Origin of the sequence: Bradyrhizobium cosmicum, from assembly GCF_032290525.1 — a bacterium.
GTDB lineage: Bacteria > Pseudomonadota > Alphaproteobacteria > Rhizobiales > Xanthobacteraceae > Bradyrhizobium > Bradyrhizobium cosmicum_A.
Genome location: NZ_JASXTA010000005.1, coordinates 12,955 through 33,747 on the forward strand (window position 1 = coordinate 12,955; position 20,793 = coordinate 33,747).

Below are 20,793 nucleotides of genomic sequence, written 5' to 3' on the forward strand. Positions count from 1 at the left end.
ATTTTCAGATGGCCGAAAAGCCGCCGTCGACGGACAGCTCCACCCCATTCACGAAGCTCGAATCGTCCGAAGCAAGAAACAGCGCGACCGCCGCAATTTCCTCAGGACGCCCCATCTTTCCCCGCGGGATCAGGGATTCGAACATCCGCTTGGCTTCCTCGGTGAGAACCTGGTCCTGCATCGGTGTGGCGATCGGCCCCGGGCTCAGCACGTTCACGCGGATATTCCGGCCTTTCAGTTCGTTGAGCCAGGTGCGCGCGAACGAGCGCAACGCCGCCTTGCTCGCCGCATAGACGCCGTAACCAGGAAAACCTTTCACCGAAGCAACCGACCCGGTCATGAAGATCGATCCGCCATCGCCAAACAGCGGCAGCGCCTTCTGGACCGTGAACAGCGTGCCGCGCGTATTCAGGTCGAAGGCCGCATCGAAGTGCTGCTCGGTAATCTCGCCGAGGGGGACGGCGTCGCCGATGCCGGCGCTCGCGTACAGGACGTCGATCCTGCCTTTGATCCGCTTGACCGTATCGAACAGGCGGTCGAGGTCGTCGAGATTGGCCGCGTCGCCGCGCACACCGGTCACATTCCCGCCGATCAGCTTGACGGCCTCGTCCAGCGCCTCCTGTCTCCGTCCCGTGATGAAGACGTAAGCGCCTTCTTCCACGAACCGCTTGGCGCTCGCCAGCGCCATGCCGCTCGAACCACCCGTGATGACTGCAACCTTACCCTCAAGCTTTCTCATGACTTCTCTTTCAGACTCCGTCTTCGGTTGTTCGGGGACGCCCCCGAGAACCTCGACATAGGTCTGCAGGCGCGGGGCATTGAGTGCGGAAAAGCGCACATCGGTGGTGCGAAATCGATCCGGCCGCACCGGCCGCGATGATCGGTGTCCGCCATTTCGGAATTGGGCAGTGCTTGCGAGCACCAGGCTATGATGACCGGCTGTATTGCTGTACGAGGCGTTGGATACGGCCTTGGAAGGCGCACCCTCCGGTGCGGGATTGCACCATGATCGACTGGGATGACGTTCGCTATTTTCTCGCCGTCGCGCGCGGCGGCTCGGTGCGGGCTGCCGCCGAGCGCCTCGGCGTGAACCACGCGACCGTGCTGCGGCGCATCGCCCAGCTCGAGGAACGCCTCGGCGTCCAGATGTTCGAAAAGCTGCCTTCGGGCTACCGCCTGACGGAGGCGGGCGAGGAGGTCCTCGAATTCGCGGACCAGATGGAAGCCTCGTCGCACCAGCTGGAGACGCGCGTCTTCGGGCGCGACCAGAGCGTGCGCGGACGTCTGCGGGTAACGCTGGCGCCGCCGCTGGCGACACACCTGCTGATGCCGGACTTCGCCGATTTCGCGCGCCTGCATCCTGATATCGAGATGGACATCCTGTCGTTCGGCGAGCTGGTCAATCTGACCAACCGGGAGGCCGACGTCGCGATCCGCGTCGTCTACGACCGCAAAACCCTGCCGCTCAATCTTCACGGCGTGAAGGGGCCGGAGCTATTCGGCGCCGTCTACATGTCCAGGGATCGACTGGCCGCGTGGCGCGCGGGCGCGCCAGATCCCATCCGGTGGATCGTCATCAGCATGCACGGCATCCCGGACTGGGCCGGCGCGGGCGAGGTTCGCACCACGGGCGTTCCATTCAGGACCTCGGACGCCGGGGCGCAGATCGCAGCTGTCCGGCAAGGTCTGGGGATCACGACCTTGCCGTGCTTCGTCGGCGATGCCGACCCAATGCTGGCGAGGGTGCCGGGCACCGACCTGCACATGTACGGAACGCTCTGGCTCCTCACACAGGGGGAGACACGCAAGACCAAGCGTGTGCGGCTGTTCACCGAGTTCGTATCCCGCCGTCTCGCCGCCTACGCGCCGCTTCTCGCAGGGTTGTCGGTATCGCGCGACTGACGCTAGGCAGGTCGCTGCCGGAAAGGTTGGCCTCGACAGATCGATGCGTTATCGTGCTTGATAAGAATAGAGTGGGAGCAGGGTGGTGACTGCTATTCGTCCAGCAGCGCTGGATGTTGTTTCCTGGAGAGGCAGCGCCGCTTAGGTCATGGGATTTGGAGTATTCATCCATCGATTGGACTCGATCTACGATGACAGTCCCGCTGAGCAATACCAATTTCCCAGTCAATATCTTCATCGCGTTGAAGCCTGCATCGGCGATTGGATAGTATATTACGAACCGAGCAAAGTCGCTGAAACGCGCGGTTATTTTGCAATTGCACGGGTTCAGCAGGTTATTCCCGATCCCGGTACTTCTGGGATGTATTTCGCTTTAATTGAACCGGGAAGCTATCTCGATTTTGCCAATCCGGTCCCTTTCAACGGACCGACAGGTCCAGTAGAGCGCGGCGTCCTCAACGAGCAGGGACGGATTTCAGGACGCGCTCAGTCCGCAGTCCGCCCAATCTCTCCGGACGATTTCAATAGAATATGCGAGCTTGGTTTTGCGGAGAACGCGCCGGTGCTGCCGCGGCGCGACGGCGACCTCCCGCTGCTCGATCTTAACGATCAGCCGCAGGTGCCATTCGCGGTTGAGCAGCAGCGCGACCGTGTTAGCGTGACGATATCGAAAATCCTGCGTGATCGAGTTTTCCGGCGGATCGTGCTGCGTGCCTATGAAGAGCGTTGCGCCGTCACCGGCCTCAAGCTCATCAATGGAATGGGGCGCGCGGAGGTCGCGGCGGCTCACATACGACCCGTGGAGGCAAACGGGCCGGACATCATCAGTAATGGGATTGCTCTTTCGGGCACCGCTCATTGGATGTTTGATCGTGGTCTCATCAGCTTTGCGGATGATTTGGAGATATTGATCTCGCGCCAGACAAATGATCTGGATGGCGTGCAATCGATCATCAACAAGACCGGGCGGGCCCTTGCGCCGCGTCGGGCGTCGGATCGGCCACATCCACACTTTTTGAAGTGGCACCGCGACCATTGTTTCAAACAATAGGCAAAGCGATGCGGGTCATACGACCGAACCCGCCCGTCGCTGAGCCGCGATCAACATCTCCACGAACGCTGTCACCTTGGGCGGACGGAAGCGAGCCGCGGGGTAGACCGTGTGGATGCCGCCGGATGGCAGTTGCCACTGCGGCAGGATGTGAATGAGGCGCCCGGCCGCGAGATCGTCGGCCACCAGGAAATCCGGCAGCACCGAAAGGCCGCCCCCCGCAAGCACTGCCGCGAGCACCCCCGGCGTCGTGTCGATCGCAATGCTCGCTTGCAGCCGCAGGGCGCGTCGGTCGAGATCACCGCGCGAGAACTGCCACAGCAGCGGCTCGCGCAGCGCCATGTTGGCGATGAACGGCAGCGTCACGAGGTCGTCGGGATCGCGCGCGGCGGCGATCCGATCCTTGAAGGCGGGAGCGCCGACCAGGCATTGCCGGAACGCGCCGATCTTGCGCGCCTGCAGGCTGGAATCGACCAGCCACCCGACACGGATCGCCATGTCGATCCGGCCTGAGGCGAGATCGACCGTCTGATCTTCGAGCGTCAACTCCACCCGGCAGTTGGCATAGCGTGCCGCGTAGGCCGTGACGACGGCGACAACGACGGCCGTGCCGTAGTCGTTGGGCGCCGTGATCCGCAATATTCCGGTCGGCTCAGCGGCTGCCTGGGCGAGCTCGCCGAAGGCGTCCTCCGCCTCGCGCAGGATCATGACGCAGCGCGCATGAAACATCCGGCCCGCTTCGGTCGGATGAACCCGGCGCGTGGTGCGCACGAGCAGGCTGGTGCCGAGATCGCGCTCCAGCTGCGCCACTTGCTGGCTCACTACGGCTTTGGTGATGCCGAGCCGCTCGGCTGCCCGCGTGAACGATCCGGCGTCCACGACGGCTGCGAAATAGGCCAGTCGGTTCAGGTTCATTGGCTCCCCGGCGAGATTTTATTGTCAGTTTATTACATACATTCTGTTTATTTTGTTGATGTTTTTCTATCAATTTGCGCGTGCCACATTGCGATTCAAGGAGATCGCCATGTCCGCGCCCATTCACGTCACCTACCTGTTCGATCCGCTCTGCGGCTGGTGCTACGGCGCCTCCACGCTGCTCGAACAGCTGGTCGCCCGACCGGATTTCGATGTCGCACTGGCGCCGACGGGCCTGTTCGCCGGTGAGGGTGCCCGTCCGATGGACGATGGCTTTGCGGCCTACGCCTGGAGCAACGACCAGCGGATTTCGCGCTTGAGCGGCCAGCCCTTCAGCGAAGCCTATCGCCGCGATGTGCTGGGCGACCGCACGCGTCTATTCGACTCCGGCCCGGCAACACTGGCGCTCACGGCTGTTGCGCTCACGGCGCCTGATCGGGAGTTCGCGGCTCTGAAGGCCTTCCAGCTCGTCCGCTATGTCGAAGGCCGCGACAGCACGGACATCGCCGTTTTGTCGGACGTGCTGCGCGCGTTGAACTTGCCGGACGCTGCCGCGCGCCTGGCGAGCCCCGACGCCGCATTGATCGCCGCTTACCGCGGGCGCCTCGAGACTGCGCGTGCCGAGATGCGCCGGTTCGGCGTTAACGGTGTTCCGGCCCTGATCGTAGGAGCCGGCAATGATCGCCGCCTCGTGCAGGCGAGCGCCCTGTTCGGCAGCCTGGACGTCCTCATTGGCGGACTGAAGGCGGCTTGAGCACCGCACTCAACACAGACCGGACCATCCAGCTTGAATTTCGCGATCGCAGACCAGCACCAGGAGACCAACATGCCGACAAGGAGAACCATCATGAAAACCACTCTCGCCGCGGGCACCGCCGCACTCTTCGCACCCGCAGGCCTCGGCCATGCCGCAGGCAGCCTCGCCTGGAAGCATTTTCCAGCCGGACAGAACGGCTTCTTCCGGGCTCCCGTTCTGGTGTCCGGGCCGAGCGAAGCCGTGCTGATCGATGGCGGCTTCACGCTGTCCGATGGCAAGGCTGTGGCCGACGCCATCAAGGCCACCGGCAAGAAGCTCACCACCATCTATATCAGCCAGTCGGACCCGGATTATTATTTCAGCCTCGGTGCCATCAAGGCGGTCTTCCCCGAGGCCCGCGTGATCGCGGCGCCCGCAACATTGGCGGCCATCAACGCCAGCGTCGAAAAGAAGCTTGCGGTCTGGGGGCCGCAGCTCAAGGCGAACGGGCCGCAGGTGCTTGCCGGTGTGGTCATCCCCGCAGCGTTCGACGGCAAGACGCTCAGCGTGGACGGCGAGACCATCGAGATCGTCAGCGCAGAGGGCCTGGCCAACCGGCGCTATTTGTTCGTGCCCTCGCTCGACGCAGTGTTCGGCGGCGTGCTGATCTTCTCGGGCGTCCATGTCTGGACCGCCGACACGGCGACCAGGGAGCTGCGTGCCGCCTGGATCGCCAATCTGGAAAAGATCGCGGCGCGCAAGCCGGCGATCGTCGTGCCCGGCCATCTTTCGGTGGATGCGAAGACCGACCTCTCCGGTGTCGAGCACACCATCGCCTACCTGAAAGCGTTCGATGAAGAGCTGGCCAAGGCCAAGGAGTCCACAGCGCTCAAGGCGGCGATGGAGGCGCGCTTCCCCGGCCTCGGCATGGGCGTTGCGCTCGACATCGGCGCCAAGGTCGCCACCGGCGAGATGAAGTGGGGCTGAGATGGGTGGCAACCTCGACCTGATCCGCGCCACCTATGAGGGATCATCGTCGGAAGAGAACGGCCGCAATCTCTTGGCCGCTCTCGCCCCCGATGCCGCGTGGACCGAAGCGGAGGGGTTTCCGTACGCGGGCACCTATGTCGGGCCCGACGCGATCATATCAGGCGTGTTCCGGCGTCTCGCCACTGAATGGACCGGCTACCGCGCCGATGTTCACACCTATCTCGAAGACGGCGACCGCGTCGCCGCCTTCGGCGTCTACTCCGGGACCTATAAGGCGACGGGCAAGGCCATGCGTGCCAATTTCGCGCATCTCTATCAGCTGAGGGACGGCAAGATCGCCATCATGACCCAATATGTCGACACTGCGATCGTGCAGAAGGCGCTGCAGCCCGCTGGCCAATAACGGCCGTATGCCGGGATGTGCGAAAGAGGGGAGCCCGCGACATGCGGGCTCCCCATTTTGGTTCGGGGCGCCTGCTAGGACGCGGACTCATTAAAGCGCAGCCATAGTCGGCGAGTTCGTAGCGCATGATTGGAGACCCCAGTTTGGGAGTTTGAATCGCGGGGGTCTGGCCGAACGCAACCCTCCTGGCCGGTCCTTGTTCGGCGCTTTCGCGCAGAAGCTGACATCAACCAAATCCCGTCGAAACCAATCGTGCTCGGCCGACGAACGCCGCTCACCGTCACTGTGACGTAGGATCTGCAATCGCGCTGGCCAGATTGCCCGACCAAATGAAGGACGTACCAGAACTCTTTGCTCCCGGACGGTCGTTCTTCGAACTGTTGACGTATCCGTCATTCGGCACCTGGGCACCTCACGTACATGTGTCCGGCGGCTCCGCCTTCCACGGAAAATGACCATTGAAGTACGATCGTAATTTTATATTATGATCGTAATGACATTGAGCTGAGCCGGCTGTTTAGCGGCAGCGGGACGCCACCAAACAGCTTTTTTGCGAGGATTTCATGGAAGACACGACCGCCACTTCACGCCAGATTGCATCGCGAGACATCACAGATCTCACCTCGCTTGGGCTTGCAGCCGCTGCAGCAGCGGTTGGCAACGGCGACATCACGTCGGAAGGCTACACTACTGCGCTTCTGCAGCGCGCCCGAGCACTTGCCGAGCTGAACGCTTTCATCACCATCGACGAGGTCGCTGTGCTCGAGGCCGCGAGGGACGCGGACAAGGCGCGTGCGGCCGGCTCGGCGGCCCCGCTCCTTGGCGTGCCCCTCGGGGTGAAGGACAGCTATTTGACGAAAGGACTGCCTACCAGCCTGGGCGTCGAAGGCCTCTCTCATTTCGTGCCGCGCGAAGATGCCGACGCTGTCCGGGCCATTAAGGGTGCGGGGGCTTTGGTCTTCGGCAAGAACAACCTCGTCGAGATGTCGTACGGCTTGACCGGTCACAACGCACGTTACGGCCAGGTGAAGAATCCGCACGCACGAGATCGCGTGTCGGGCGGCTCGTCGAGCGGCTCCGCCGCATCCGTGGCCGCTGGGCTCGTTCCCGCGTCCCTGGGCGGTGACACCGTTGGGTCCATCCGGGTACCCGCATCGTTCTGTGGCGTCGTGGGCTTCAAGCCAACGACCGGGCGTTGGCCGCGCTACGGCGTTGCGCCGATTTCCCATACGCTCGACACGACGGGCGTATTCGCCCGAAGCGTTGAGGACTGCATTCTGGTGGATCAGGTCGTGACTGGTGAAGGGGCTGCGGAGTCCTCCGACGGCGGCTACGGCCTGAAGGGAGCCCGGCTGGCCTTCGCGCCGCGACAGTTCCTGGATCTGGTGGACTCCGAGGTCGAGACCCGCTTCCGCGCGGTGGTTCGGCGGCTGCAGGAGGCCGGCGCCGAGGTCGTTGAAGTAGACCTTGGCGAAGACTTCAATTCCCTCGTCCAAACTGCGACATGGGGCATCTTCGCTCGTGAGACGATGGGCGCAGTTTCGGAATTTCTTCGCCGCCATGGCATTCCGACCACGTTCGAGGCCATTTACGAGGGCCTTAAGCCCCAACTTCGGCAGGCGTGGGGGCACATCGTACTGCCGGCTGGTGCAGGTGCCACCTCGGCAGAGGCCTATCGGACTGCGCTCGATGTGAGCCGGCCGGAAATCCAGCGCCGGCTCAACACGGCGTTCGTCTCTCATGGGGCGCTGGTCATTCTGCAACCGACCACGCCCTGCACGGCGCCTCTGATCGAGGAGCAGGCGACCGTCCATATCGCGGGGCAGGAAGTCAGCTACCTCGCCTTGGCGAACCACACCGTGTCGGCAAGCAGCGTGGGGCTGCCCGGTATAAGCCTTCCTGTTGGCTTGTCTCGCGCGGGGCTGCCGATTGGGCTCGAGCTGGATGCCCCCTTAGGGCGCGACCGGGAGCTTCTAAACCTTGCCCGCAGCATCGAAGGCATCTTGAGCGGCAAGTCGAGTGCGATCTAACGTAGCGGCCGCTTCGCGTGGCGAAGGGGCCACCTGCAAACAACGACAACCAATTAGAGGATCAACAGATGGCCAATGCGCTGCGCTCAACGCGTGCCATTCCGGTCGAGCACGTCACCATCCGCTCAACAAAGCCTTTCGAGGAGGTTCGTGCAAAGCTCGCGACCTTGGCACCCCGCATCGACGACGGGATCTTCACTCTCCTGCGATACGGTGAAGGCAGGCGCGCGCTGCGAGAGTTGGAGGCCGGTCCGCCGCCCACCATTTTCGGTCAGCGTGACCATGGGGCACTCCTGGCTATTGCTGGGCTGACGCGCCGATCCATCCAGTTCGACATCGGAAATCCGCTCACCGCGTCCAAGATGACCTGCCATCAACTGTCGGCGGGGCTATATGCGCCCATTCGCGTCCTATTGCGCGAGGATGACGATGGCGGTGTCGCGTTTGAATATGATCGACCAGCATCCGTTTTCGGTCAGTTTGGCAGCGATAATGTCGATGCAGTAGCCCAGCAGCTTGATCGCGACCTCCAAGCCCTGTTGGAAGCGGCTGCAGCCTAACGGCTGCGGGATGTTGGTGGAGTGGAGAGAAGATGCGTTTCGAGAAAGGTCATAAGGCAGCGACGCGACGGCACATCATCGATGTGGCGTCGAAGTGCATGCGCCGAGACGGCATCTCCGCCGCTGGGATCGCCGGCATCATGGGCGAGGCCGGCCTGACCAAAGGCGCATTCTCTCCGCACTTCGAATCCAAAGACGCGCTCGTTCGCGAGGCGCTGGCGAGCGCGCTCAGCGACCAACAACATCGCCTCGATGAGGATCAGCGGAGGGGCGTGGCCCTCGAGGGGGCGATCCGGAGATACCTCAACCGCGCTCACCTCAAAGACCCGGCGGGAGGGTGCCCTTCGGCGGCGTTGCTCCCGGAAATCGCCCGCCAGCCCCTGTCCACTCGGCAGGACTACGAGAAAGCGCTGCGAAGCTACGTTTCGTCGCTGGCCGCATTACTTCCGGAGGCCGATTCTGCAGCGAGCCGCCGCCGCGCGACCACCATCTTCGGCCTCATGGTGGGCACCCTCCAGTTCGCGCGGGCCGTCCCCGACACTGTCCAGGCGGAGCAGATCCTGGAAGGCGGTGTTGAGGCCGCGCTGCAGTTGGCGCGAGCTCCATCTCCCTAGGTTAGGAAGCTCCGAAAGGCTATGGGCTATGATCACCGGCGTCAGCTTCCGACTAGCGCGACATATCGCGCTACCGCACCAACTCGGTCGCGAACGGGATAAGCGGACGTAGCCTTCGTCGCGTCACGCCGACGGATTTATGGGTACACGGCCTAGATCTTGATGAAGCTGTGCGCGGCCAGCGCGCCGAAGGGCAATGCTGCCAAGCGTCCGCTGAAGACGATCGGCATCAGAAGTCGCCGGCATGAAAGTCCAGCGCGCAGGATTATTTCGCGCAGCGTTCGGGATTGTTTCCCGGTGCATTCGCTGAGGCGCGACGCACAACTTGTCGCATGCTGCACTACCAAACCGGAGTCGCAGCAATGCCACAGTTGCGGCGAGACGGCATTCTTTAGACCCATTCAATTTCGCTTCGTCGTTTGCGTGTGCTCATAAGTGCGCGGCTGATATTTCTTACCGGGGATTGGAATGCTGGGTTTGAGTGCCGTGAGGCGGAGTTTTTTCGCGACCTGCAGTTTGTTGGTGTTGGATGCAGGTCTTGACGGCAAGAGTTACGCTCAAGCCCAGCTACCCGCGGTCACGGTGGAGGCTCCAAAGCAGCAGCAGGCGCGCCGGGCGCAGACTGCGCAGTCCGGTGCCGCAGGCGATCTGCGACGATCGGCGCGGCGCCCGAATCCGCGCAGGGAGGCGCAGATTGTTGCAGTGGCTCCGGCGTCGAGCACGACACTCCAGAGTGCGATCGGCCCGGTCCAGGGCTTCGTCGCAGCGCGCAGCGCCACCGGCACCAAGACCAATACGCCACTGATCGAGACGCCGCAGTCCGTCTCGGTCGTAACGCAAGACCAGATTCGCGATACCGGCGCACGAACCGTCGGCGAGGCGTTGGCCTACACCGCCGGTGTGCAGACGCAGCCATACGGCTTCGACCCGCGCTACGATCAGTTTCTGATCCGCGGATTTGCGGCCAACCAGTACGGCAACTATCGGGACGGCTTGCGTCAGGGCAACGGCTCGTTCGCCTATTTCCGCAACGAACCCTATGGCGCCGAGCGCATCGAGGTGATGCGTGGTCCATCGTCGGTCCTGTACGGCGCCAATGAAGCCGGCGGCATGGTGAACTACGTGAGCAAGATGCCCCTCGAGAAGCGGCTCAACGAGGTCGGGCTCGATATCGGCAATTTCGATCGCTATCAGGGACGTTTCGACTTCAGCGGGCCGGCGCTCGATAATGACAAGCTGCTCTATCGCTTCACCGCCCTGGTGCGCGACAGCGGCACACAGATTCCCGGAACCTGGGATGACCGCGTGTTTTTTGCCCCGAGCTTTACCGCCAAGCTGGGCGAGGATACCACGTTGACGATGCTGGCCGAATATGAGCGCAGCAAGACGTCGATGTGGCCATATTATCTGCGCAACCCGGTGACGGGCGTGGTCACCAATATTCGTCTCGGCGACCCCGCATTCGACGCGCTCACGCAGTCGCAGGCCTCGATCGGTTACAGGCTCGAACATCGTTTCAACGAGGCAGTGACGTTCCGGCAGCATGTCCGGGTCGGACATGTGTCGTTCGAGGGCAACATGGTTGATGCTCTCAGCCTGTCGCCCGACGGCCGCACGCTCAACCGCTACGGGGCGACGTTTCGGGAATGGCTGAACACGTTCAACGTCGATCATCAGATCGCGGCCAGGCTGGTCACCGGCCCGGTCAAGCACACGGTCCTTGCCGGTGTTGATTACTTCCGGCAAGGCACGACGCTGGACTATTATGCGGGCCTGGCGCCTTCGCTCGATCTGACCAACCCGGTCTATGGCAGTTCGGCGCCGACGACTCCTCTGGGCCTGATGAGCAGCAACAGCCAAACGCTCGGCCAGGTCGGGCTCTACGCACAAGATCAGATGGCGTGGGGCGGCTGGCGTCTGACCGTCGGCGGCCGGCAGGATTTTGCCGCGCTTTCGAACCGCAATGACCTGACGGGTCTGACGAGCGATAGCGAGCCCAGCAAGTTCACGGGCCGCGCCGGATTGTTGTATCTGTTCGAGTCGGGTCTTGCTCCTTATGTGAACTATGCGACATCGTTCCTGCCGCTGACCGGCACGACGGCCCCGCAGCGCGGCGGCACGCCGTTCGCGCCGACAACGGGTGAATCGCTTGAAGCCGGCATCAAGTATCAGCCGTTGGGCTGGAACAGTTACTTCACAGGCACCTGGTTCAATCTGACCAAGGACAATGTGCTGACGGTCGATCCGGCCTTTCCCACTTTCTCGGTGCAGACCGGCCAGGTTCGTTCGCGTGGGGCGGAGCTCGAAGCCGTGCTGTCATTGGCCGAGGGTCTCAAGGGCATCGCGTCCTACAGCTATACCGATGCCATCGTCACGCGCAGCAATGGCCTTGATCTCGGCAAGGTGCCGATCGGCGTGCCGTTGCAGCAGGCCGCGATCTTCCTCGATTACACCTGGCAGACCGGCCCGCTTGCAGGCTTTGGTGTCGGTGCCGGTGCGCGCTGGATCGGGCAGACCTGGGCGGACGAGGTCAATACGATCAGAAATCCCGCCATCGCGGCGTTTGACGCCGGGGTGCATTACGACTATCGCGGCATGCGCCTGGCGATGAATGCGCGCAATTTGTCGGATGAGCGCGTTCCAATCTGCAACGGCGGGACCTGCGCGTTCACGCAAGGGCGAACCGTGCTGGGGAGCGCAACAGCGCGTTGGTAGGCGAGGGCCCTCCGCGGTCCTGATCATCGCGTAGCACCCCGGCGCAAACGCTGGATGTCCGCCACTCCCTCCCGTGATACGAAATTCGCATCGTCCCCTGGGAGCCATGCGTTCATGTCCACCGCCGCCACCCCCGCTCAACCAACCGAAACCGATCCTGAAACTCTCGGCTGGATGCGCGGCTTCCCGCCGGCGCCCGACCGCACGATCGCCTTCCAGGACGGCTCGTTCCGCAGCTTCCCCGAGCTGCGCTGGGCGTGGAGCAACATCCGCCAGCTGGTGCCGACGGTGAACGTTTGGCGCGGGGCGGGGCCTCGGTCGGTGCTGCCGCGCGAGGACCATGACATCGGCGCTGTCGCCTCGACCACGATGGATGGCCGGCCCATGACGTTCGCGAAGATGCTGGAGGAGACCTACACCGACGGCATCGCCGTGCTGCATCGGGGCAGGCTGATCTATGAGCGCTATTTCGGTGCGCTGAAGCCGCACAAGCCGCATATCGCGATGTCGGTGACGAAATCCTTCACCGGCGTGCTCGCGGGCATTCTGGTCTCCGAGGGCAAGATCGACCCGCAGGCGCCCGTCACGGACTATGTGCCGGAGCTGAAGGCGAGCGCGTTCGGCGATGCGCGCGTGCACGAGGTCATGGATATGACCACGGGCCTCGAATACACCGAAGTCTATACCGACAGGAACTCGGATGTGTGGGGCTTGCGGCGGGCGAACGGCATGGCGCCGATCCCGCCGGACTATGACGGCGCGACCAACATTTTCGATTTCCTGATCGCGCAGAAGAAGCAGGGCGAGCACGGCAAGGCGTTCGCCTACAAGACCGTCAACACCGACGTGCTGGCCTGGATCATCAGGCGCGCCAGCGGCATGACGCTGTCCGATCTGCTCTCGGAGCGAATCTGGCAGCCGATGGGCGCGGAGGAAGACGCGCATTATCACGTCGACCGCATCGGCACCGAAAGCGGCGGCGGCGGCCTCTCGACGACGTCGCGCGATCTCGCCCGCTTCGGCGAGACCATGCGCAACAACGGCCGCTTCAACGGCCGCCAGATCGTGCCGTCGACCGTGGTCGGGGACATCGCGCGCGGCGGCGATCCCGAAAAATTCAGGCCGGCCGGCTACACCACATTGCCCGGCGCCTCCTATCGCAATCAATGGTGGGTCACGCACAATGCGCACGGCGCCTTCATGGCGCGCGGCGTCCACGGCCAGGGCATCTACATCGATCCAAAGGCCGAGATGGTGATCGCCCGCTATGCATCGCATCCCGTGGCCGGCAATGCGGCGAATGATCCCGTGACGCTTCCGGCCTATATGGCGCTGGCGAAGGAGCTGATGGCTGGCGGGTAGGATCGGGGTATATCTCGCAAGCGATTCCTTGGATTTTGACGTGAGGAGCCATGGCGGTTTCGAAAGACAACAAATCTCTCGCCCGTTACTTGAGAGACGTTATGCAGAACTCACCGACGGTTACGAAATATTGGGATGTCGCCCACGTCAGCGACGTCGACATCATGATCATCAAGGACGTCCCGGCAGGAGGCGTTTCCACCTATGCCAGCCTGGCGCTCTCTGATGCGAAGACAGGCCTGACGTCCGGCGACAAGGCCCTGGGCGTCGAGATTCTGCTGGCTCTGGCGACGGAATGCGCCGAGGGCGCCAATATGATCGCGACCTGCGCTTTCAGCATCAAGAAGGACGAGATCACACCCTTGCCCGGCGTCGTCATTCCGCGAGCCCTGGAACTGTATGGCGAAGGGCGCGACATGAAGCACGCCATGCTCATCTCTCCGTTCTCGTGGGACCTGGAAACACAGTCCTTCTCGACCAAGTCCGTCGCCTGGCTGCAGATGCTCCCTGTTTCCGACGCCGAGCGGGACTACGCGCTGGCGAACGGGCCCGAAGCGCTGGAGGATCTGTTCGAGGACCGACAGATCGACGTGTTCGACATCGATCGTCCCAGCGCTCTTTGATACCTTGACCGCCGCCATCCTCGTGGGCGCCTGCGCGGCGCCTCGCCTGGAATAGGATGTTGAGCCCGAAGAGTATCGCTTCGTCTCTCTCTCTACCGCGGCGCCAGCCCCGCGCCGTTTTGAAATGCCAGCAACCCAATGCAGAAAATCGCTGCGCCAACCCACAGCACCACCGGGACCAGGTACGGCGACGAAATGACTTCGAGCACCGGGAACGCTTTGTCTGAAACAAACCTTCTGTGCGCCACCCATGCGGTTGCGACGAGGGGTGTAAAGGCGACGACGAAGTAAATCGCCCCCAGCACCCAGCCAAAGGCGGTCAAATCCCTGGATCGCGTGACCTCTCCCGCCAAGCCAAGCGCGGCAATTGACACGAACGCGCCCAACGCGCTGATGAGCAGCTCGGCAGCCAGGACGACGATGGATAGAGTTGCATTCATGCTTGGATTCCGTTTGCGAATGAGATTTCCATTTAGCGCGTAGAGGAAGGAGCTTGCAATCGGTGTGGTCATTCGAGCTTGAATTGGCCAGGCTTGATCGAATCGCAAGATCGGTCGAGCAAATCATGGCCAACAGCGCCTAAATGGAGCCGCCACGGAGGAGAGACGATGACGGCGGCACTGCAACACTATCAGGCCCGGATGCGGCGGGTGCTGGACCATATCGACCGGCACCTCGACGCTGATCTGGACCTGGACACTTTGAGCGCGGTTGCGGCCTTCTCGAAATTCCATTTCCACCGGCAGTTCACGGCAACCTTCGGGTTGTCCGTGCATCGCTATGTCCAATTGGCCCGTCTGAAGCGTGCGTCGCATCAGCTGGCCTACAATGACGCCCAAACCGTCACGGATGTGGCGATGGATGCCGGTTACGACGCGCCTGATGCCTTCGCCCGCGCCTTTCGGCAACGGTTCGGGCAATCGCCCTCGTCGTTCCGGAAATCCCCCGACTGGGAGCCGTGGCTTGCGGCCTTCGGGCCTCTCGACAATGCGAGGAGCAAGCTTATGCAGAAGACCTTTACCACTGACGACGTGACGATCCGCGACGTGCCCGCCACGAAGGTCGCGATCATGGAGCACCGAGGCGACCCGGCGACGCTTCGTGCCACCATCCAGCGGTTCATCGCGTGGCGCAAGGCAGCTAACCTGCACCCCAGCACAAGCCCGACCTTCAACGTCTGGCGTTCCGAGCGGCGTCCTGCCTCGCCGGCCGATTACAGCATCGACCTCTGTGTCGGCATCGACCGGCCGATCGCGGCGAACGGAGAGGCGATCAAGGCCGGCGAGATCCCCGGCGGGCGCTGCGCGGTGCTGCGCGTCGTCGGTTACACCGACAATCTGGAGCCCGCCGCGCTCTACCTTTATCGCGACTGGCTTCCGGCCAGCGGCGAGGAGACGCGCGACTTCCCGATCTATTGCCAGCGGCTGAGCTTCTTTCCGGAGGTGCCGGAGCATGAGACCGTCGCGGACGTTTTCTTGCCGTTGAAATAGCGCCCTCCGAGGGCGGCCTGTTCTTCCGATCGCAAGGCACGCGCCTCAGCGCTTCTTCGCGGCGCGTGCCCGCCTGTCGTCCGGTTGAAGTCGGGCGTCATGGCTGGTGGCCGAGCGCCGCTTCACGTGATCGACGAAGGCCCGGAGCTTCGGCATCATCTGGTGGCGGCTGGGATAGTAGAGAAACACCCCAGGCGTCATCGGGGCGAACGGCTGCAGGACCTGCAAGAGTTTTCCGGCCTTGACAAGTCCGGTCGCGATCGGCGCAGGCACTTGCGCAAGGCCCATGCCTTCGACGGCGGCACCGAGCATGGTCGGGAAATCGTAGGCGATGAGCGGCCCTGAAACGACAGCCTCGACCGGCTTGTTGCCGCTAACGAACGACCACGGCGCAACCGTCCCGTTCGAGCGGCGGATTCGGATGCAGGCATGCTGGCGCAGATCGTCGATCTGCGCGGGTGTGCCCCGGCGACGCAGATATTTGGGGCTGCCGACGACCACGAACGGAAACGGCGGCGCCAGCCGCACAGCGATCATGTCGGGCGCGATGAACTGGCCCATCCGGACGCCGGCGTCGAACCCCTCGGCGGCAAGATCGACCAGCCCCTCACTGACGGCGATCTCGACTTCGACGTCGGGATAGGCCTGCGAGAACGATGCGATCAGCGGCTCCAGCAGGATTGGCACCACCGCCCGCGGCACCGTGAGGCGCAACAGTCCGCATGGCCGCTGTCCGAGGTCGCGGGCGACATCGCTGGCGGCGATAAGCTCCTCGAAAGCCGGCCTTGCCCGCGCGTGAAATCGTTCGCCGGCCTCGCTCAGGCCGACATTGCGCGTGGTGCGGATGAAAAGCGCTGCGCCGACACGAAGCTCGAGCGCCCGCACCGCCTGGCTCATCGCCGATGGCGTCACGCCGAGTTCGGCCGCCGCTTTGCGAAAGCTGCGATGCCGGGCAACGCTCAGGAACGCCTCGACACCGTCGAGCGCGCCCCGCCGGATTGTGAAGTTACGCTTCATAACCTGTCGACATTATCGCGAATAGTCGCTCGCGGAAAGCGCGCTTACAACCGGGTGCCGGTCAGGAGCGTTGCTGATGGCGGGGGCCTGAACACTCGCGCTCGTGCGCCAGCTGCGCCGCTGTATTCGGACCGAGCTCGACGTCGCGACCTTGTCGGAGACCTAAATGGCTACGGAATCTCTCTTTCGGATTCACCTCGTCCTGGGCTATGTCGCCTGGCTGCTTTGCTTCGGCGCCTACATCTGGCCCTGGCTCAAGTCGATGGACGGAATTGAGGCGCACCGCGCCATCGCCACGCTGCACAGCTTCCGCTTCTTCGGGCTGGTCTTCATCCTTCCCGGTGTCGTCAGTCCGGACCTGCCGGCCGGCTTCGCGGTGTCCGCCGCCTGGGGCGACTTTGCAACCGCGGTGCTGGCGATGTTGGCGCTTCTCACAGTGAGGGTGCGGCTGCTGTTTTGGCCGCTCGTGGCCGCCTTCAATGTCGTAGGGACGGTCGACCTGATCCTAAACTATTACCACGCCATCCAGGTCGGCCTCCCCGAGCACGCCGGATGGCTGGGTGCCGCCTATGCGATCCCGATCATCTACGTACCGCTGCTGACGATCACGCACGTCGCCGCATTCATTCTCCTGGCACGGGCCAGCACCAAGGCCATGGCGCCGGCTGGTGCGGGTTGAAACGAACCGGCGTCTTGCCGAGTCGTATCCTTGCGACATCCTCTCAACCCACTTGATCAGGCGATCGCGTTCAACTCAGGAAACGGGTGGCAGCTCGCAGCTGCCTGATGTCTTGTTCGGCTCCTTTTTGACATCAGGAGAGTCTCACGGTGGAACTTGCAAACAAGACGATCATCATAACCGGCGCCAGCAGCGGTATCGGTGCTGCCGCAGCGTCATTGTTCGCGTCCGAAGGTGCCGATGTGGTGCTCGGGGCGCGTCGCGCCGCCGAGCTGCAGGTTGTCGTGGATGGCATCAGAAGCGCTGGCGGTCGCGCGACTTTTCTGGCGGGCGACGTTCGGGACACCGGATACGCCGAAAGTCTCGTCGCACACGCTGTCAAGACCTTCGGAAAGCTCGACGGCGCCTTCAACAATGCCGGCGTCGTCGGCGACATGACAGCGGTCCCCGAGATGAAGATCGAGAATTGGACCGATGTGCTTGCGGTGAACCTCACCTCCGCCTTCCTCGGCGCGAGGGCGCAAATCCCGGTCCTGCGCAAGCGGGGCGGTGGCTCCATCGTCTTTACCTCGTCCTTCGTTGGCTTCAGCAACGGCGGCCTGCCGGGGATGGCAGCCTACGCAGCCTCGAAGGCGGGATTGATCGGCCTCGCTCAATCGCTCGGCGCCGAGCACGCGGCCGAAGGCATTCGCATCAACGCCCTTCTGCCGGGAGGGACCGTCACCCCGGCGGCGGGCGAGGGAAATCCGGACGCCCTGAACTTCATCGCCGGCCTCCACCCGATGAAGCGGATGGCCGGTCCCAGGGAGATCGCGCAAGCGGCCGTCTTTCTGCTGAGTGACCGGGCGTCGTTCATGACGGGCAGCCCGATGACGGTTGACGGTGGCATGTCGGTCCGGCTGACCTGACGGCGAGGCCCGGCTTGGTCGACGGCGCCCATGCGCTGTCGACCAGAACAGGCTTGCGGTGATCGATAAAGCCGTTACTGGCACGCCTGTGCTGCTCGTGCTTCACCCGCGCGCCTCAGGGCAGGCGAATTCCGGCGGAAACGCGATGGTGGCGCGGGTCGAGAGAATTCCGTGAAGTATGCTAGTCAGGCGTCGAATCATCGAAGGGAGCAGGGCTGAGCCCGCTGGCCAATGAAACGCCGTTTCGATCGGGATGCGAGCCGACGATCCAGACCGGGGACGGCGGCGAATTCGTTGAACTGGGACGATCTGAAATTTGTGCTGGCGGTCGCCAAGCACGGCTCGCTCTCTGCGGCTGCGCGGCATTTGCGAACCACGCAGCCCACGGTCGGTCGTCGCATCGCGGCGTTCGAGGCCGGTCTTGGCACGCAAATCTTTCGCCGCTTGCCTGGATCGCTTGCGCTCACCGAGTCCGGTGTTGCGATCCTGGAAAGGCTCGAGCGCATCGAGGCCGAAACCCTGGCCATCGAGCGAACGGTTTCTGGGCGCGACGCGGGAGCCGAGGGGGTCGTTCGGGTCAGCGCTGCGGAATGGTTCTGTGTGCGCGTTCTGGCTCCCGTCTGTGCAGAACTGTCCGAAACCCATCCAGGCATGACCATCGAGCTGCTCGGAGAATCCCGCCGGGCCAATCTCGCCCGAGGCGAGGCCGACATCGCGTTTCGCTTCGTTCGCTTCGAGCAAGGCGAGGTGGTCCAGCGACGGCTCGGTGGCTTGGCCTTTGGCCTTTATGCCGCGCCGGCCTATCTCAGCCGGCATCGTGCGCCGAACTTCGGGGACGGCTTCAAGGGCCATGCCATCATTGCGATGCAGAGCGAGCTGGCCGCGATTGCCGATCTCGCCTGGCTCGGAGAGATCGCCTATGCGGCGAGCACCGTGCTGCGAACGGACAGTCGCGAAGCACAGGCACATGCAGCGCTTGCCGGCGCCGGCCTTGCCTGCCTGCCGCGCTACATCGGCGACAATGCGGCAGGCCTTGCTCGGGTGAAAACTCCCGTGCCCATACCGGCGCGCGAGATCTGGATGGGCATTCACACCGAGGTTCGCGGCACACCCCGCGTGCAGGCGGCGGCGCGAATCCTTGCCGCCGGCATCCGCAAGGAATCCCGCCGTCTCGACCCCGGCGATCGCCCCCAGACGAAAACGCATAAGGCCTAAACGAGGTTCGGCAATTTCCTTTGCGCGGCAACTCCGCTTGTCTGGAGCATCGCTTCCACCAACAACGGAGTTCGATCGTGATGATCGATTGGGATCGCTACCACACGCAGCTGCTGGGCCGCATCGGTGAATTGGGCAAACGCTCGCCGGATACGCTCAGAGGCTACAAGACCCTGAGCTCGGCCGGCGCGACGACGCACAAGCTTTCGGCGAAGACGCGGGAGCTGATTGCGCTCGCCGTTGCGGTCACGGCACGCTGCGACGGCTGCATCGTCGTCCATGCCGAGGCGGCGCTCAAGGAGGGAGCCGAGCCGGACGAGATATCCGAGGCGCTCGGCGTCGCCGTCGCCCTCGGCGCCGGGGCGGCGATGGTCTATTCGGCACGCGCGCTCGACCCGGTCGCCGTGAAGTCCGGTCCTGCTGCCGCGGAGGCGGTTCGATGAGCGACCAGCCGTCAGGATTGGTCAAGGTCGACTACGCTCGGCCGCGAGAGGGACATACGTTCCAGCACGCGATTGCCACGAGATCGTCATTTGAGACGGTCCTCGAGACCGTCTGCACCGTGCTGCGCGAGGCGGATCTCTGGATCATTCACGAGATCGATCCGCAGATGCTGCTCAAGCGCGGCGGCTATATCATCCCGCGAACGCGCCAGATCCTCTTCTTTCACCCGCGCTACATGGTTCGCCTGCTGGGCGCAGACCCTGCCGCGCTTCTGGAGGCACCGCTGAAGATCGTCGTCATGGAGGATGCCGATGCGGTTGGGGTGAGATGGCCGTCGCCCGCGCAGCTGTTCGATCGCTACGGCCATGATCAATTGACGGCGCTGGGGCGAGAGCTCGAGCTGATCTACGCCGCTATCGCCGCAAGGCTGACGTGAAGGTGGTACCCGGGTTGCTCCGCACCGGCATGAGCAGGGTCGCATCCGGGGCGGGGGTCAATCGGCAGTAGTTCGGTCTCGCCCGACGCCTCGAATCGCTTGGCCTGACGACGAAGCGTTCGGCTCGATCGACGGCGCTGATGCGCCGCCGATCAGAACAGCTCAGCGGTGATCGACGAACCCGTTGCCGGCAGGCCTGTGCTGATCACGCCTCACCCGCGCGCCTCCTGCCAATGCGGATACGTGACGTAGGCGGTGACGGCGCCTTGCTCGTGCGAGCGGATGGTGACCTGTTCGCCCTTGGGCATGTGCACGATCTCGCCCGGACCGGCGGTGACGGTGCCGGCGTTGCTCGACACCGAGAGCTTCCCTTCGAGCACGACCATCACATCGTCGACAATGATCGTCTCGTCGAGGCTCTGGTTCGGCGCGTAGCGGCCGAAGCCGATGGTGATCGGCGCGCCGTGGCGCTGGTCGATCAAATTGGCGACGAAGATCTCGCCGTCCTGCCCGGGCGAGCGCTCGAATGAAGCGTCGGCGATGGCGAATTTGCGAACTTTCATGGAATCCTTCCGTCTTGCGCCAGAAGCTGGCGGAGTGCGGACCAATAGACGCCTGAACAGGTTTTGTTCACCGCACCTGCGAGGCGGTTTGACGCAGTGGCATTGTATATAAGAATTGACTTATATTAGTGTAGACCGAT

At 63.4% G+C, this 20,793-nt stretch carries 22 protein-coding genes; 17 read left to right on the forward strand and 5 right to left on the reverse strand.

Annotated features, from left to right (window positions below; translation table 11 throughout):
• Positions 1–4 precede the first annotated feature (4 nt).
• On the reverse strand, positions 5–739 hold the full coding sequence (locus tag QSV46_RS10560; protein ID WP_314950929.1) for an SDR family NAD(P)-dependent oxidoreductase: 735 nt from the start codon (positions 737–739) through the stop codon (positions 5–7).
• Positions 740–1,005: 266 nt separating this feature from the next.
• Here QSV46_RS10560 and QSV46_RS10565 point away from each other — a divergent pair, with 266 nt between their 5' ends.
• Positions 1,006–1,902 carry a LysR family transcriptional regulator gene (locus tag QSV46_RS10565; RefSeq protein WP_314950019.1) on the forward strand — a complete coding sequence of 299 codons (897 nt, stop codon included), beginning with the start codon at positions 1,006–1,008 and terminating at the stop codon, positions 1,900–1,902.
• A 148-nt stretch (positions 1,903–2,050) separates the two neighbouring features.
• On the forward strand, positions 2,051–2,953 hold the full coding sequence (locus QSV46_RS10570) for an HNH endonuclease (RefSeq protein WP_314950021.1): 903 nt from the start codon (positions 2,051–2,053) through the stop codon (positions 2,951–2,953).
• Positions 2,954–2,968: 15 nt separating this feature from the next.
• Here the strand turns inward: QSV46_RS10570 and QSV46_RS10575 are convergent, their stop codons facing one another.
• The gene (locus QSV46_RS10575; protein ID WP_314950022.1) at positions 2,969–3,868 is read right to left on the reverse strand and encodes a LysR family transcriptional regulator; all 900 of its coding nucleotides are present in this window, start codon (positions 3,866–3,868) and stop codon (positions 2,969–2,971) included.
• Positions 3,869–3,977: 109 nt separating this feature from the next.
• Here QSV46_RS10575 and QSV46_RS10580 point away from each other — a divergent pair, with 109 nt between their 5' ends.
• From QSV46_RS10580 to QSV46_RS10620, 9 genes are all read left to right on the forward strand, one after another.
• Positions 3,978–4,622 carry a DsbA family protein gene (locus QSV46_RS10580; RefSeq protein WP_314950024.1) on the forward strand — a complete coding sequence of 215 codons (645 nt, stop codon included), beginning with the start codon at positions 3,978–3,980 and terminating at the stop codon, positions 4,620–4,622.
• A 72-nt stretch (positions 4,623–4,694) separates the two neighbouring features.
• Complete coding sequence (locus tag QSV46_RS10585) at positions 4,695–5,591, forward strand: MBL fold metallo-hydrolase (protein ID WP_314950026.1); 897 nt, start codon at positions 4,695–4,697, stop codon at positions 5,589–5,591.
• A gap of 1 nt (position 5,592) precedes the next feature.
• Positions 5,593–5,997 (forward strand): nuclear transport factor 2 family protein, encoded by a 405-nt coding sequence (locus QSV46_RS10590; RefSeq protein WP_314950028.1) that lies wholly within the window; start codon positions 5,593–5,595, stop codon positions 5,995–5,997.
• Positions 5,998–6,560: 563 nt separating this feature from the next.
• Positions 6,561–8,027 (forward strand): amidase family protein, encoded by a 1,467-nt coding sequence (locus tag QSV46_RS10595; RefSeq protein ID WP_314950029.1) that lies wholly within the window; start codon positions 6,561–6,563, stop codon positions 8,025–8,027.
• A gap of 68 nt (positions 8,028–8,095) precedes the next feature.
• Entirely contained in the window at positions 8,096–8,587 is a 492-nt protein-coding gene (locus tag QSV46_RS10600) for a DUF302 domain-containing protein (protein ID WP_314950030.1), read from the forward strand.
• 32 nt (positions 8,588–8,619) lie between these two features.
• On the forward strand, positions 8,620–9,201 hold the full coding sequence (locus QSV46_RS10605) for a TetR/AcrR family transcriptional regulator (RefSeq protein WP_314950031.1): 582 nt from the start codon (positions 8,620–8,622) through the stop codon (positions 9,199–9,201).
• A gap of 525 nt (positions 9,202–9,726) precedes the next feature.
• Positions 9,727–11,916 carry a TonB-dependent siderophore receptor gene (locus tag QSV46_RS10610; protein WP_314950032.1) on the forward strand — a complete coding sequence of 730 codons (2,190 nt, stop codon included), beginning with the start codon at positions 9,727–9,729 and terminating at the stop codon, positions 11,914–11,916.
• Positions 11,917–12,030: 114 nt separating this feature from the next.
• Complete coding sequence (locus QSV46_RS10615; protein ID WP_314950034.1) at positions 12,031–13,278, forward strand: serine hydrolase; 1,248 nt, start codon at positions 12,031–12,033, stop codon at positions 13,276–13,278.
• A gap of 164 nt (positions 13,279–13,442) precedes the next feature.
• On the forward strand, positions 13,443–13,901 hold the full coding sequence (locus QSV46_RS10620; RefSeq protein ID WP_314950036.1) for a suppressor of fused domain protein: 459 nt from the start codon (positions 13,443–13,445) through the stop codon (positions 13,899–13,901).
• 92 nt (positions 13,902–13,993) lie between these two features.
• Here the strand turns inward: QSV46_RS10620 and QSV46_RS10625 are convergent, their stop codons facing one another.
• Positions 13,994–14,413 carry a hypothetical protein gene (locus QSV46_RS10625; protein WP_314950038.1) on the reverse strand — a complete coding sequence of 140 codons (420 nt, stop codon included), beginning with the start codon at positions 14,411–14,413 and terminating at the stop codon, positions 13,994–13,996.
• A 96-nt stretch (positions 14,414–14,509) separates the two neighbouring features.
• Here QSV46_RS10625 and QSV46_RS10630 point away from each other — a divergent pair, with 96 nt between their 5' ends.
• Positions 14,510–15,391 (forward strand): AraC family transcriptional regulator, encoded by an 882-nt coding sequence (locus QSV46_RS10630; RefSeq protein ID WP_314950039.1) that lies wholly within the window; start codon positions 14,510–14,512, stop codon positions 15,389–15,391.
• 45 nt (positions 15,392–15,436) lie between these two features.
• Here the strand turns inward: QSV46_RS10630 and QSV46_RS10635 are convergent, their stop codons facing one another.
• Entirely contained in the window at positions 15,437–16,408 is a 972-nt protein-coding gene (locus QSV46_RS10635) for a LysR family transcriptional regulator (protein ID WP_314950041.1), read from the reverse strand.
• Between the two features lie 166 nt (positions 16,409–16,574).
• Here QSV46_RS10635 and QSV46_RS10640 point away from each other — a divergent pair, with 166 nt between their 5' ends.
• From QSV46_RS10640 to QSV46_RS10660, 5 genes are all read left to right on the forward strand, one after another.
• The gene (locus QSV46_RS10640) at positions 16,575–17,087 is read left to right on the forward strand and encodes a hypothetical protein (protein WP_314950042.1); all 513 of its coding nucleotides are present in this window, start codon (positions 16,575–16,577) and stop codon (positions 17,085–17,087) included.
• A 149-nt stretch (positions 17,088–17,236) separates the two neighbouring features.
• Positions 17,237–17,995 (forward strand): SDR family oxidoreductase, encoded by a 759-nt coding sequence (locus tag QSV46_RS10645; RefSeq protein WP_314950044.1) that lies wholly within the window; start codon positions 17,237–17,239, stop codon positions 17,993–17,995.
• 294 nt (positions 17,996–18,289) lie between these two features.
• Positions 18,290–19,210, forward strand: a complete 921-nt coding sequence (locus QSV46_RS10650; RefSeq protein WP_314950046.1) for a LysR family transcriptional regulator — start codon at positions 18,290–18,292, stop codon at positions 19,208–19,210.
• 80 nt (positions 19,211–19,290) lie between these two features.
• Positions 19,291–19,653 carry a carboxymuconolactone decarboxylase family protein gene (locus QSV46_RS10655; protein WP_314950933.1) on the forward strand — a complete coding sequence of 121 codons (363 nt, stop codon included), beginning with the start codon at positions 19,291–19,293 and terminating at the stop codon, positions 19,651–19,653.
• Positions 19,650–20,090 (forward strand): DUF302 domain-containing protein, encoded by a 441-nt coding sequence (locus QSV46_RS10660; protein WP_314950048.1) that lies wholly within the window; start codon positions 19,650–19,652, stop codon positions 20,088–20,090. Before QSV46_RS10655 ends, QSV46_RS10660 begins: the two co-directional genes overlap by 4 nt.
• 212 nt (positions 20,091–20,302) lie before the next feature.
• Here QSV46_RS10660 and QSV46_RS10665 read toward each other — a convergent pair whose 3' ends face one another.
• Positions 20,303–20,653, reverse strand: coding sequence for an AraC family ligand binding domain-containing protein (locus QSV46_RS10665; RefSeq protein WP_314950049.1), 351 nt, complete (start codon positions 20,651–20,653; stop codon positions 20,303–20,305).
• Between the last annotated feature and the right edge of the window lie 140 nt (positions 20,654–20,793).

Bases quoted from the DNA above. Each gene is read 5' to 3' on its own strand.
- QSV46_RS10560 (WP_314950929.1), bottom strand. From the start codon at position 739: ATGAGAAAGCTTGAGGGTAAGGTTGCAGTCATCACGGGTGGTTCGAGC.
- QSV46_RS10565 (WP_314950019.1), top strand. From the start codon at position 1,006: ATGATCGACTGGGATGACGTTCGCTATTTTCTCGCCGTCGCGCGCGGC.
- QSV46_RS10570 (WP_314950021.1), top strand. From the start codon at position 2,051: ATGGGATTTGGAGTATTCATCCATCGATTGGACTCGATCTACGATGAC.
- QSV46_RS10575 (WP_314950022.1), bottom strand. From the start codon at position 3,868: ATGAACCTGAACCGACTGGCCTATTTCGCAGCCGTCGTGGACGCCGGA.
- QSV46_RS10580 (WP_314950024.1), top strand. From the start codon at position 3,978: ATGTCCGCGCCCATTCACGTCACCTACCTGTTCGATCCGCTCTGCGGC.
- QSV46_RS10585 (WP_314950026.1), top strand. From the start codon at position 4,695: ATGCCGACAAGGAGAACCATCATGAAAACCACTCTCGCCGCGGGCACC.
- QSV46_RS10590 (WP_314950028.1), top strand. From the start codon at position 5,593: ATGGGTGGCAACCTCGACCTGATCCGCGCCACCTATGAGGGATCATCG.
- QSV46_RS10595 (WP_314950029.1), top strand. From the start codon at position 6,561: ATGGAAGACACGACCGCCACTTCACGCCAGATTGCATCGCGAGACATC.
- QSV46_RS10600 (WP_314950030.1), top strand. From the start codon at position 8,096: ATGGCCAATGCGCTGCGCTCAACGCGTGCCATTCCGGTCGAGCACGTC.
- QSV46_RS10605 (WP_314950031.1), top strand. From the start codon at position 8,620: ATGCGTTTCGAGAAAGGTCATAAGGCAGCGACGCGACGGCACATCATC.
- QSV46_RS10615 (WP_314950034.1), top strand. From the start codon at position 12,031: ATGTCCACCGCCGCCACCCCCGCTCAACCAACCGAAACCGATCCTGAA.
- QSV46_RS10620 (WP_314950036.1), top strand. From the start codon at position 13,443: ATGATCATCAAGGACGTCCCGGCAGGAGGCGTTTCCACCTATGCCAGC.
- QSV46_RS10625 (WP_314950038.1), bottom strand. From the start codon at position 14,413: ATGACCACACCGATTGCAAGCTCCTTCCTCTACGCGCTAAATGGAAAT.
- QSV46_RS10630 (WP_314950039.1), top strand. From the start codon at position 14,510: ATGACGGCGGCACTGCAACACTATCAGGCCCGGATGCGGCGGGTGCTG.
- QSV46_RS10635 (WP_314950041.1), bottom strand. From the start codon at position 16,408: ATGAAGCGTAACTTCACAATCCGGCGGGGCGCGCTCGACGGTGTCGAG.
- QSV46_RS10640 (WP_314950042.1), top strand. From the start codon at position 16,575: ATGGCTACGGAATCTCTCTTTCGGATTCACCTCGTCCTGGGCTATGTC.
- QSV46_RS10655 (WP_314950933.1), top strand. From the start codon at position 19,291: ATGATCGATTGGGATCGCTACCACACGCAGCTGCTGGGCCGCATCGGT.
- QSV46_RS10660 (WP_314950048.1), top strand. From the start codon at position 19,650: ATGAGCGACCAGCCGTCAGGATTGGTCAAGGTCGACTACGCTCGGCCG.
- QSV46_RS10665 (WP_314950049.1), bottom strand. From the start codon at position 20,653: ATGAAAGTTCGCAAATTCGCCATCGCCGACGCTTCATTCGAGCGCTCG.